Source organism: Nocardia sp. NPDC057353, from assembly GCF_042667085.1.
Taxonomy (GTDB): Bacteria; Actinomycetota; Actinomycetes; order Mycobacteriales; family Mycobacteriaceae; genus Nocardia.
In genome coordinates, this window is record NZ_JBHVAK010000064.1 from 25,982 (window position 1) to 36,364 (window position 10,383).

General features: G+C 72.1%; 14 protein-coding genes. 5 read left to right on the plus strand and 9 right to left on the minus strand.

Annotation, left to right across the window (positions count from 1 at the left end; all coding sequences use genetic code 11):
- Window positions 1-5 precede the first annotated feature (5 nt).
- Window positions 6-287 carry a hypothetical protein gene (locus tag ACFUUZ_RS26465; RefSeq protein WP_378700771.1) on the minus strand — a complete coding sequence of 94 codons (282 nt, stop codon included), beginning with the start codon at window positions 285-287 and terminating at the stop codon, window positions 6-8.
- A gap of 135 nt (window positions 288-422) precedes the next feature.
- Complete coding sequence (locus ACFUUZ_RS26470; protein WP_378700796.1) at window positions 423-1,337, minus strand: phosphotransferase family protein; 915 nt, start codon at window positions 1,335-1,337, stop codon at window positions 423-425.
- Window positions 1,338-1,468: 131 nt separating this feature from the next.
- On the opposite strand from ACFUUZ_RS26470, the gene ACFUUZ_RS26475 reads away from it, so the two are divergent.
- The gene (locus ACFUUZ_RS26475; protein ID WP_378700773.1) at window positions 1,469-2,890 is read left to right on the plus strand and encodes a WGR domain-containing protein; all 1,422 of its coding nucleotides are present in this window, start codon (window positions 1,469-1,471) and stop codon (window positions 2,888-2,890) included.
- Window positions 2,891-3,011: 121 nt separating this feature from the next.
- A complete protein-coding gene (locus tag ACFUUZ_RS26480) occupies window positions 3,012-3,830 on the plus strand; it encodes an SAM-dependent methyltransferase (protein WP_378700775.1) in 819 nt (272 codons plus the stop codon).
- A 3-nt stretch (window positions 3,831-3,833) separates the two neighbouring features.
- Here the strand turns inward: ACFUUZ_RS26480 and ACFUUZ_RS26485 are convergent, their stop codons facing one another.
- The 3 genes from ACFUUZ_RS26485 to ACFUUZ_RS26495 all read right to left on the minus strand — a co-directional run bounded on the left by ACFUUZ_RS26485 (window position 3,834) and on the right by ACFUUZ_RS26495 (window position 6,446).
- A complete protein-coding gene (locus ACFUUZ_RS26485) occupies window positions 3,834-4,637 on the minus strand; it encodes an SDR family oxidoreductase (RefSeq protein ID WP_378700777.1) in 804 nt (267 codons plus the stop codon).
- Between the two features lie 151 nt (window positions 4,638-4,788).
- The gene (locus ACFUUZ_RS26490; RefSeq protein WP_378700778.1) at window positions 4,789-4,980 is read right to left on the minus strand and encodes a ferredoxin; all 192 of its coding nucleotides are present in this window, start codon (window positions 4,978-4,980) and stop codon (window positions 4,789-4,791) included.
- Window positions 4,977-6,446, minus strand: coding sequence for a cytochrome P450 (locus tag ACFUUZ_RS26495; RefSeq protein ID WP_378700780.1), 1,470 nt, complete (start codon window positions 6,444-6,446; stop codon window positions 4,977-4,979). The genes ACFUUZ_RS26490 and ACFUUZ_RS26495 overlap by 4 nt, the downstream gene beginning before the upstream one ends.
- A gap of 104 nt (window positions 6,447-6,550) precedes the next feature.
- Between ACFUUZ_RS26495 and ACFUUZ_RS26500 the strand changes: the two genes are divergently transcribed.
- Window positions 6,551-7,222 (plus strand): TetR/AcrR family transcriptional regulator, encoded by a 672-nt coding sequence (locus ACFUUZ_RS26500; protein WP_378700782.1) that lies wholly within the window; start codon window positions 6,551-6,553, stop codon window positions 7,220-7,222.
- Between the two features lie 36 nt (window positions 7,223-7,258).
- On the opposite strand, the gene ACFUUZ_RS26505 is transcribed toward ACFUUZ_RS26500, so the two are convergent.
- The 4 genes from ACFUUZ_RS26505 to ACFUUZ_RS26520 form a co-directional block, all read right to left on the minus strand.
- Window positions 7,259-7,720, minus strand: a complete 462-nt coding sequence (locus ACFUUZ_RS26505) for a MarR family winged helix-turn-helix transcriptional regulator (protein WP_378700784.1) — start codon at window positions 7,718-7,720, stop codon at window positions 7,259-7,261.
- Window positions 7,721-7,744: 24 nt separating this feature from the next.
- Complete coding sequence (locus ACFUUZ_RS26510; RefSeq protein WP_378700786.1) at window positions 7,745-8,668, minus strand: bile acid:sodium symporter family protein; 924 nt, start codon at window positions 8,666-8,668, stop codon at window positions 7,745-7,747.
- A gap of 100 nt (window positions 8,669-8,768) precedes the next feature.
- A complete protein-coding gene (locus ACFUUZ_RS26515) occupies window positions 8,769-9,077 on the minus strand; it encodes a hypothetical protein (RefSeq protein ID WP_378700788.1) in 309 nt (102 codons plus the stop codon).
- A 93-nt stretch (window positions 9,078-9,170) separates the two neighbouring features.
- On the minus strand, window positions 9,171-9,728 hold the full coding sequence (locus ACFUUZ_RS26520) for a CGNR zinc finger domain-containing protein (protein WP_378700790.1): 558 nt from the start codon (window positions 9,726-9,728) through the stop codon (window positions 9,171-9,173).
- A gap of 25 nt (window positions 9,729-9,753) precedes the next feature.
- On the opposite strand from ACFUUZ_RS26520, the gene ACFUUZ_RS26525 reads away from it, so the two are divergent.
- Together ACFUUZ_RS26525 and ACFUUZ_RS26530 are read left to right on the plus strand one after the other, a co-directional pair.
- Window positions 9,754-9,918, plus strand: coding sequence for a hypothetical protein (locus ACFUUZ_RS26525; protein ID WP_378700792.1), 165 nt, complete (start codon window positions 9,754-9,756; stop codon window positions 9,916-9,918).
- A gap of 72 nt (window positions 9,919-9,990) precedes the next feature.
- On the plus strand, window positions 9,991-10,245 hold the full coding sequence (locus ACFUUZ_RS26530) for a hypothetical protein (RefSeq protein ID WP_378700794.1): 255 nt from the start codon (window positions 9,991-9,993) through the stop codon (window positions 10,243-10,245).
- Window positions 10,246-10,383 lie beyond the last annotated feature (138 nt).

Here is a 10,383-nt window from a genome sequence, read left to right on the forward strand (position 1 = left end):
CGCGCTCAGGAGATGAGCGTGTTCATGATGGTGCCCGCACTGGTGGCCACCACCCCGCCGATCATGCCGCCCGCGATCATCTTGGGCGAGGTGAAGCTGGTGCCGTTCCACTTCTCCCAGGCGAACTTGCCGCCCGCCACCGTGATCCCGGCGACCCCGGAGAGGATCGAGAACCAGGTGACGTACCTGACCATCTGCAGTATCTCGTCGGAGAGCGGCGGCGCCTCCGGGGTCGGGTTGCCGACCTGAGCGAGCAGGAACATGTCGTGCGCCGTGCTGAAGACCATGTGGGGCTCCCCTGAGGATTCCGCAACCGTTGCGCAAACAGTGACCACCTCGGATTATGCGTGGCGACACCGGTCGAGTCAACGATCGGCACACGCACAGCAAACCGACCGGTTTGCGCTATCCGACCAGCACTTTCAGTGGTTCGCCAGGGCGGCCCTGAGGTAGCCGAGATGCTCCGCGGTGAAGGCGTCCATCCCGTGCTCCAGGCCGTGCAGCACGTCGAAGGCCGGGTCCGAGCAACTCCAGAACCTGAGCTTCCGGATCAGCCTGTCGTCCAGCGAAATCCCGGCCGCCGCGCAGACCCGGGCCACGAAGTCCGGGCCCGCGTCGGTCCAGAGGTAGCAGAGGTCGTAGGCCGGGTCGCTGATCGCGATGTCGCCGAAGTCGATCACCCCGGAGATCTCCTCCCCGGTGACGAGGAGGTGGTCCAGGCTGACGTCGGCGTGGATGACGGTGGGGCGGTAGGCGAAGTTGGCGTCGTCGGCCAGGTACTCCGCCCAGAGCCGGAGCAGCAGCGCCGCCTCGGCGCGGTCGAGCAGCGGCAGCACCGAGGCCCTGATCCCGGCCAGGTCCGCGGCGAACTCGGCCCGCAGGTCCCAGACCGCCAGTCCGAGCGCGGCCGCCCGCTCGACCGGGAAGGCGTGCAGCGCGGCCAGGAACTCGCCGACCTGCCGCGCGGGCGCGGGCGCGGTGAGCAGCCCGCGCGCGTGCCACTGCTCGTCGCCCAGCGAGTCGCCGGGCACCGCGCGGTAGACGCAGCAGACCCCGGGACCGAGCGGGTTGGGCGGCAGGTGCCGGAAGCGCGGCACCGGAAGCGGCAGCGCGTCGGCCAGCGCGGGCAGCACCGCGCGCTCCCGCTCCAGCGTCGCGGCGCCCGCCGCCGCGCGCGGCATGCGCAGCACCAGGTCGCCCGCGAGCACGGCGGTGCTGTCCATCCCCGCGCCGAGCAGCCGGATCGGCGCCGCGGCCGCCTCCGATTCGCCGCAGGCCGTCAGCACCGCGGCGACCCGCGCGCGCCAGTCGGCGGGCAGGACGACGGACGCGCTCATGTCAACCACGGGCGCAGACTACGGCGCACCGCTCCCCGGGCCCAGCGGTTTTCCGGCGCGCCGCGCACCTGTCGGGTCGCATTGCTACCTTCTCGCTCGAGATCGACCGAACGACGAAGCGGGGCAAGAGCATGACGACCGGCGCCACCACCTACCTGGAACTGTCCGAGGACGACGGTTCGGCGCACAAGTTCTACGAGGTCGGCGTCGCCGGAACCCAGGTGACCATCCGGTACGGCCGGATCGGCGACCAGGGCCAGGTCAAGGTCAGCAGCTTCCCGACCGAGGACAAGGCGCGCGCCGCGGCGGCCAAGAAGGTCGGCGAGAAGGTGCGCAAGGGGTACGCCCCCGCGGTGCAGGGGCAGCGGGCCCGGCGGCAGACCACCAGGCGCACCATCACCAGCACCCGCTCCACCGCCAAGGCGGCCCCGGTGCTGTGGAGCTTCGACTCCGGCGCCTCCGCCTTCGGCATCTTCGTCGACGACCGGCGCTGCTGGGTCGGCAACGAGCACGGCGACGTCTTCACGCTGACCTCCGACGGCGAGGTCACCGGCCGCTTCCGCCTGCCGGACGCGGTGAAGTGCATTGTCGCGGACGATTTCTGGATCTACGCCGGGTGCGACGACGGCCGGGTCTACGACCTCTCCGGCAAGGTGCCGCGCGCCGCCTACGACATCGCCGCCGACGTCGACATCTACTGGCTCGACATCCACGACGGCATCCTCGGCGTCTCCGACCGGGAGGGCGGGATCACCGTCATCGACCACGAGGAGGAGTCGCTCTGGTCGCACCGCAGCCGCGGCGATTCGGCGTGGATGGTGCGGATCGACGACGGCGGGGTCTACCACGGGCATTCGCGCGGCGTGACGAAGTACGGCCTGGAGCGCGGCGAGCAGCTCTGGCAGGTGCCGACCGGCCCGGTGCTGTTCGGCTGGCAGGAATCCGGCGCGGTGTACGCGGGCACCAGCACCAACGAGGTGCGGATGATCGGCAAGGACGGCACCGACGCCATCACCTACCGCTGCGACGCCGCCGTCTTCTCCTGCGCCACCTCGCCGGACGGCCGCTACGTCTTCGCGGGCGACAACCACTCCTCGGTCTACTGCTTCGACGCGAGCGGGCAGCGGCTGTGGAAGCTCGGCACCGGCTGCGGCTCCGCGTACTCCATGCAGTACCACGCGGACCGGCTCTACCTCGTCACCACCAGCGGCGCGCTGGCCTGCCTCGACGTCACCGAGAGCGCGATCCGCGGCGCGGAGGAGGGTGTGCTGCCGCGCACCGTCTCGATCAAGGCGCCGGAGATCTCCGCGGTGGCGCCGAGCTCCACCGTCGAGGTGATCGCCGACGCGGGCGACGGCGTGGTGGTGGAGTGCGTGGAGCAGGGCGGCGGGCTGCGGGTGCGGGTGGTCTCCCCCGGCTACCGGGACGGCTGGAACGTGCAGTTCCCCAGGGACATCCGGGAGCCGGGGGCGCGCTACGTGGTCGACGCCATCGCGGAGTCCGGGCGCGGCGGCTTCTACCGGGTGCGCGGCGACATCCGCAGGCTGCGCTGAGACGAAGCTGAGCCCAATTACGGTACCGCACGGTATCTTTCAAGCTACCGTGCGGTCACCGCGGCCGTTCGCGCCCTAGGATAGGGGCGAATACGGTCCATCGAGCGTGAGGTTCCCCCCTGTGTCCGACAATTCCCCCTCGGTCGAGATCGACCAGAGCAAGCCAAGCATCGCCCGCGTCTACGACTACGTGCTCGGCGGGAAGGACAACTACCCGGTCGACCAGGCCATCGGCGACCACTTCATCAACCAGCTGCCCGGCTCGGTCGCGATCGCCAAGACCAACAGGGACGTGCTGGTCAGGGCGGTCCGCGAGCTCGCCGCCGACGGCATCAGGCAGTTCATCGACCTCGGCAGCGGGCTGCCCACCTCGGACAACGTGCACCAGGTCGCGGCCAGGCACGCCGCGGGCTCGAAGGTGGTCTACGTGGACAACGACCCGATCGTGCTCGCGCACGGCAGGGCAATCCTCGCCACCGACGCGAACACCGTCGTGATCCAGGCCGACGCGGTCGACCCCGAGGGCATCCGCAACCACCCGGATCTGCAGCGGCTGATCGATTTCGACCAGCCGGTCGCGGTGATCTTCAGCGCGATCCTGCACCACCTGGAGGACCGGGAGAACCCGCTCGGCATCGTGCGCTACTGGCGCGACCAGGTGGCGCCGGGCAGCGCGCTGTTCATCTCGCACTTCCGCTCCGGCGACAACGACGAGACCAAGGCCGTCGAGGGCAAGCTGCAGGAGAGCTTCGGCCGCGGCCGGTGGCGCACCGACGCCGAGATCGCGGCCTTCTTCGAGGGGCTGGAGCTCGCCGAGCCCGGCATCGTGCCCGCCGTGCAGTGGCGGCCGGACAGCACCGGCGCCGACATCGGCTCCGCCGAGCGCGAGCTCACCGTCTGGGAGCAGCTGATCGTGGCCGGGCTCGGCTACAAGCGCTGAGCCTCAGCGCCGCAGGCCGTGCGCCCGCGCGGTGATCCGGTGGATCGCCGCCGCGGGCAGCAGCCTGCGCAGCAGGAAGACCAGCGGCGCCCGGCTCCCGGTGGCGTACAGCGGCTTCGGCCGCCGGGCGCGGGCGACCTTCAGGATAAGCGCCGCCACCTGCTCGGCCGGGATGCCGTTCTGCTCGTTGTGGTCCAGCTTGGCGATCATGGTCCGGTAGTCGGCCAGGTGCGCGGAGTCGGCGGCGATGTAGGCGGTGCGGCGCTCGCCGATCCCGGTGGCGATCGAGCCCGGCTCCACCGTGCTGATCGCCACCCCGAACGGGGTGACCTCCAGCCGGGCCGCGTGCGCGAAGCCCTTGAGCGCCGCCTTGGTCGCCACGTACGAGGAGCGGTAGGCCAGCGGGAAGCTGGCCAGCATCGAGCCGACCATGATCACCCGGCCGCTGCCGCGCTCGCGCATGCCTGGCAGCACCAGCTGGGTGAGCCGGATCGGGCCGAGCACATTGATCCGGAAGAGCCGGTCCAGCGCGTCCGCGGGCAACTCCTCCAGCGGCCCGGACTGGCTCTCGCCCGCATTGTTGACCAGCACGTCCACCGCACCGAGGCCCGCGCCGAAGGCCTCGACCGACTCCGGGTCGGCGAGGTCGAGCGCCCGGTACTCGACGCCGTCGATCCGGTTCCCGGCCGCGATGCCGTCGGGGTCGCGGCTGGTGCCGATCACCGTGTAGCCCTGCGCGAGGAACAGGGCCGCGGTGGCGCGGCCGATCCCCGACGACGCTCCGGTGACGACGGCGGTCTTGCTCATCCGAACTCCTCGCGTGCGAACCGCCCGCCGATCACCGAGCGGGCACCCCGACCCTAGCGGAGCGGGCGCCCGCACCCGGCCTCGCGCGAAGCGCCGCAGCCCCGACCCTGGCGCGGCGCAGCCCGGCAACGGGTCCGGTCCGGACGGCGGCTCACACCAACCGCAGCGCCGCCATCGGGCAGCTGTCCGCGGCCAACCGCGCGTTCTCCAGGTCGGCGGCGGCGAGCTCGCCGGGCGCGACGACCACCACGTCGTCGTCGCCGACCCGGAACAGCTCCGGCGCCACCGCCTCGCACATGCCGTGGCCCTCGCAGCGCTCGGTGTCGGCGAGCACCCTGGTCACGGCAGCCGCTCCAGCCGGATCGGCAGCCCGTCCGCCGGGGTCGGGCCGGTGGTCGGCACCATCGGCGGCACATACCCGGCAGGCACCGACCAGCGGTAGCTCAGCAGCATCCGGTGCAGCACCGCCTTGACCGTCATCCCGCCGAAGTAGAGCCCGATGCACTTGTGCGCGCCGCCGCCGAAGGGCGGCCAGGCGAAGCGGTGCGACTTGTCCTCGCGCCTGCCGTCGACGAAGCGCTCCGGGTCGAAGGTGTCCGGGTCGTGCCAGAACTCGGCATTGCGCATCAACCCGAACGGCCCGGTCATCACCAGCGTCCCCTTCGGCACGAAGTGGCCGCAGAGCTCGGTGTCCTCGGTGGTCTCCCTGGCCTGCTGGCCGACCGGAGCCCACATCCGCAGCGTTTCGCGGAAGGCGAGGTCCAGCGAGGGCAACTTCTCCAGGTCGGCATAGTCCAGCGAATCCTTGCCGAGTGCCAGCGATTCCGCGCGCACCCGCTCCTGCCATTCCGGGTGCCTGCCCAGCTCGTAGATGAGCATGGAGGAGGCGATGGTGCTGGTGTCGTGCGCCGCCATCATCACGAAGATCATGTGCTCCACCACCTCCTGGTCGGTGAAGGCGTGGCCGTCGGTGCTGCGCGCCCTGGTGAGCACGCTGAACAGGTCGGCGCCGTCCCCCGCGCGCTTGGCGGGCAGTTCGCTGCGGAAGTACTCGGAGAGCGTGCGCCTGCCGCGCAGCCCGCGCGCCCAGACCCCGCCGGGCACGTTCGCCCTGATGATCGCCATGCCGCCGTGCACCGCGTCCTCGAAGGCGTGCTCCAGCCGGTTCGCGATCGGGCCCAACTCGGCGCCCGCGAAGACCGCGGTGGCCTGCTGCAGCAGCATCTTCTTGATCGCCGGGTAGACCGGGAACTGCGGGCCCGGCTCCCAGGCCGCGACCGAGCGCTCAAGCAGCGGCGTGGTGAGCGCGAGGTACCCCTCCAGCCGGGGCCGGGTGAAGGCCTGCTGCATGATCCGGCGGTGGTGCAGGTGGTCCTCGAAGTCGCGCAGCATGAGCCCGCCGCGGAAGAACGGCCCGATCAGGTACTCCCAGCCGCGCTCGGCCGACATCACCTTGTTCCGGTCGAGCAGCACCGCCTCGAAGGCGGCCGGGCTGCCGACGAAGACCACCTTGCGGCCGAGCACCCCGACCCACTGCACGTCGCCGAAGCGGTCGTACCGGTCCTGGCCGAAGCCGAGCGGGTCGACGATGGAGTGGAAGGTGTAGCCGATCACCGGCGGGCCGAAGTCACCGAGCACCGGCTTCAGCCCGCTGCCCGGCGGCGGCTCGGCCAACGGCCGCACCCGGCTCGGTATCCGGTCGGCCAGCCGCACCGCGGCCCGCTGGAATGTGAAGGCGGCCCTGGCGCGCGCGTGACGGTACTTCTCCGTGAGACCGTCGACGGTCGGCGGGGCAAGCAGAAGACTCATGGCCGGTCATCCCTTCGCGACATTGCGAACATCGATGACGATAGAGGAAACACCCGTTTCCGTAAACGATTGTTTCCCAATTGGTGCTGTGCCAAGCTGGCGGGATGACCCGCGCATCGACCGGCACCTACCGGGGCGCCTCCTCGGAGGAGCGCCGCGAGGACCGGCGCAACCGGCTGCTCGACGCGGCGCTCGCCATCATCGGCACCAGGGGGCTCTCCGCGCTCACCGTGCGCGGGGTCTGCGAGCACGCCAAGGTGGGGCCGCGCTTCTTCTACGAGGCCTTCCCCGACCTGGACGCGCTCGCCGCCGAGCTGCTGCTCCGCATCCAGCAGGCCGGGCTGGACCGGGCGCGCCGCGCCATCGCCGAGACCTCCGCCGACCCGGAGGCCAGGATCCGCGCCGGGGTCGCCGCGCTGATCACCGAGCTCACCGACGACCCGCGGCGGGCCAAGATCGTCTTCGCGCAGGCGTACGGGAGCGAGGCGCTGATGCGCAGCCGCTTCGACGGGATGCGCCGGGTGGCCGAGGTGATCATCGAGCAGACCAGGGTGGTGCTGGACCTGCCGGAGGGGCAGGACGCCGCGGTCGCCGTCACCTCGCAGCTGATCACCGGCGGCGCGGCCGAGCTGGTGCTGGTCTGGCTGGACGGGCAGCTCGAGGTGGACCGGGACGGGCTGATCGATCTGCTCGCCGATTTCGCCGTCGACATGCTGGCGCGGATCCCGGCGCTCGCCGAGCGGTTGCGGACGACGAAGAAATCCGCCGCCTCCTAGGCCGCGAGGCCCCGCTTCGCAATCATGCCGAGCGGGTCACGCACCTGCCTCCAGGTCCAGCGTCGTCCTGGCGACGATCCGGGTCATCTCCTTGAGCTGATCCCGGAAGCCGATCAGGTCGCGCGGGTCCATCCCGCTCGCGCAGGCGATCCGCTCCGGCACCGTGGCCGCCCGCTCGCGCAGCGCGGCACCCGCCTCGGTCGGCGCGACCAGCACCGACCGCTCGTCCGCCGCGGAGCGCACCCGCGCCACGACCCCGTTCGCCTCCAGCCGCTTGAGCAGCGGCGACAGCGTTCCCGAGTCCAGATCCAGCGCCTTGCCCAGCTCCTTGACGGTGACCGTGCCGCGCTCCCAGAGCACCAGCATCACCAGGTACTGCGGGTAGGTCAGCCCGAGTTCGTCGAGCAGCGGCCGGTACAGCCGGGTGACCGCCCTGGACGCCGAGTACAGCGCGAAGCACAACTGCTGATCCAGTGCCAGCGCATCCGCTCGCGACACTCCGCACCACCTCCTGCCTCGAAACTAGCGAGCCGGTCGATTGCGAGCAATCAATTGTGCGCGGAATCGCGGCTCCGCGCCGCGCGCCGCCCGGCGCCTGCCCGCCGTGCAGAGCCACCCGGCGAGCAGCGCGAGCGGCACCGAGACGACGCTGTACACCCCGGCCGGGACCGCCATCGCGATGTCGCCGAAGACCCGCACCGCGATGGTCATGGCCAGCGCGCTGTTGTGGATCCCGATCTCCATCGCGCAGGCCAGCGCCTGCGGCGGCGCCAGCCCGGCCGCCCGCGGCACCAGGTAGCCGATGCCGAGCGCGAGCGCGCAGAGCGCGGGCATCAGCACCCCGACCTCGGCCAGGTAGCCGCCGATATTGCGGCGCTCGACGATCAGCGCGGCCACCGTCGCCACCGTCAGGAAGCCGACCGCGAGCACCCGCACCGGCCGGTCCAGCCTGCCGCTCAGCGCCGGCCACACCGCCGCGGTGAGCATCCCGGCCAGCACCGGCACCAGCACCAGCGCGAAGACCTGCAGCAGCTTGCCGGACTGCAGCCCGAGCCGCTCGTGCCCCGCGGGCGCGAAGTAGGTGAGCGCGAGGTTGGTGACCAGCGGCAGGGTCAGCGCCGCGAGCAGCGAGTTGATCGCGGTGAGCGTCACGTTCAGCGCGACGTCGCCGCGGAACAGGTGGCTGAGCAGGTTGGCCGTCGCCCCGCCCGGCGCGGCCATCAGCAGCAGCACCCCGACCGCAGCGGCAGGCGCGAGCCCGAGCGCCGCCACCAGCCAGAAGGCGATGCCGGGCAGCAGCACCAGCTGGCAGCCGAGCGCGACGAGCACCGCCCGCGGATACCGGGCCACCCGGGTGAAGTCGGCGACCCGCAGCGAGAGCCCGAGCCCGAACATGATCAGCGCGAGCACGACCGGGAGCAGCACGGTTACCGGCCACGACCCCATGCCGACCTCCCGCGCTCGCCCCGCACCGGCGGGATTCACCGGTGGCGGCAACTCTAGGTCGGCGGGCGGGCGGCGGGCATGCCACCAATCCTGGGGCGGATCAGCGCGCGGCGCCGATGGTGGCGCCCGCGAGGAACTCCGCGCGGCTCACCCCGAACCGGGTCTCGATCAGGGTGAGCGCCGAGGCCAGCGCGCCCGCCGAGTCCCGGCCGACCACGATGGAGTGGGCGGGCGCCGCCTCGGCCCGGTCGACCGCGAGCCTGCACCAGTACCCGGTGCCGCGCACCGGCGGGATCGGCGCCGGTCTGCCCACCGTCACCGAGACCGGTTCCCCGGCCACCAGCAGGCTTCCGGTCACGAGCACGTCGTGGCGCGGGTCCGCGGGTGCGGGCCGGTGGCTCTCGGTCATCGGTATCGGTTCCTTCCCTCGACGTTTCCCGGTCGATCGCCGAGCGGCTGCCCGAGGAACCGGGGCGAGCGGGCCGGGCGACCTCGACCAGAGTTACCCAGCGCGATCGGATTCCAATCGGCGCCGATCGCGGGTGTGCGGCGAGGTAGCCGGACGGGCCGACCTGGCCCGGTGATTCGCCACGTTGACCCGGTTCGCGCAGCGGTCCGAGCAGAACCGCCTGCGGCCGTTGCGCGAGGTGTCGACGAAGACGAGGTCGCAGCCCGCCCGCGCGCAGCCGCCGATCCGCTCCGGCGCCGCGCAGAAGAGCTCGGCCAGCCCGGCCGCGGTGTACGCCTTGACCCGCTCGTCGATCGGGGCCCGCTCGGCGGCGTAGTGCAGGTGCGGCGCGCGGCCGTCGTGCGTGGAGATGTAGGGCCTGCTGGTGGTCTCGGCCAGCAGGGCGTTCAGCAACTCCACCCCGGGTGCGCGGAAGACCTGCTCCAGCCGCGCCGCCCAGCGCCGGAGTTCGGCCGCCTGCGCCGCGCTCACCGGGCCGACCGGGAGGTAGCCGGCCGCGGTGAGCAGCGCCTCCGGATCGGCGTCCGGGGCGGCGTTCACCAGCAGCACCGCGAGTTCCGCGGCCGTGCCGCCGTAAGGGTTGAAATGCATAGAACCATTACATCAGGCTGGTGCCATGACCGTCACCTGCACCGCCTGCTCCTGGCCCACCCCGACCCTGCTCTCCGCGCACGGCACCGTGCGGTACTGGCGCTGCGTCTGCGGGCAGTGGCTGGTGACCGAGGCCGAGGCGCTCACCGCCACCGCGGGCGACAGCGACCTGGTCGGTTCCTGCCCCTAATCGGCGCCGAAGAGCCCCGTTCGCCCGGTGTGTGCTGGTACTTTTTCGGGGCTCGAATCACGAAGGGACCCAATGCGAAACGCACTCCTGCTCGGCGTCGCCTGCGCCGCCGGCTCCGCCTTCATCGCCGCTGCGGCCCCGGCCTCGGCCGCGCCGCAGTCCGGCTGCCACGCCTCCTACCGCCCCTGCGTCCCGATCACCTCGGACGTGGACTGCGCGGGCGGAAGCGGCAACGGCCCCGCGTACACCGGCCGGGTCGAGGTCATCGGCCCGGACGAGTACGACCTGGACCGCGACGGCAATGGAATCGGCTGCGAGAACAGCTGACCCGGCAACGAGGAAGGCCCCCCCGGGGCGCCGGGGGGGGCGTGCGCGGGGCGGGGGGGGGGCGGGGCGGGCGAGCCCCACCCCCCGGCTAACCCCGTCCCGGGTGGTCGCGGACACCGCGCAGCCCGGCCAGAGCTA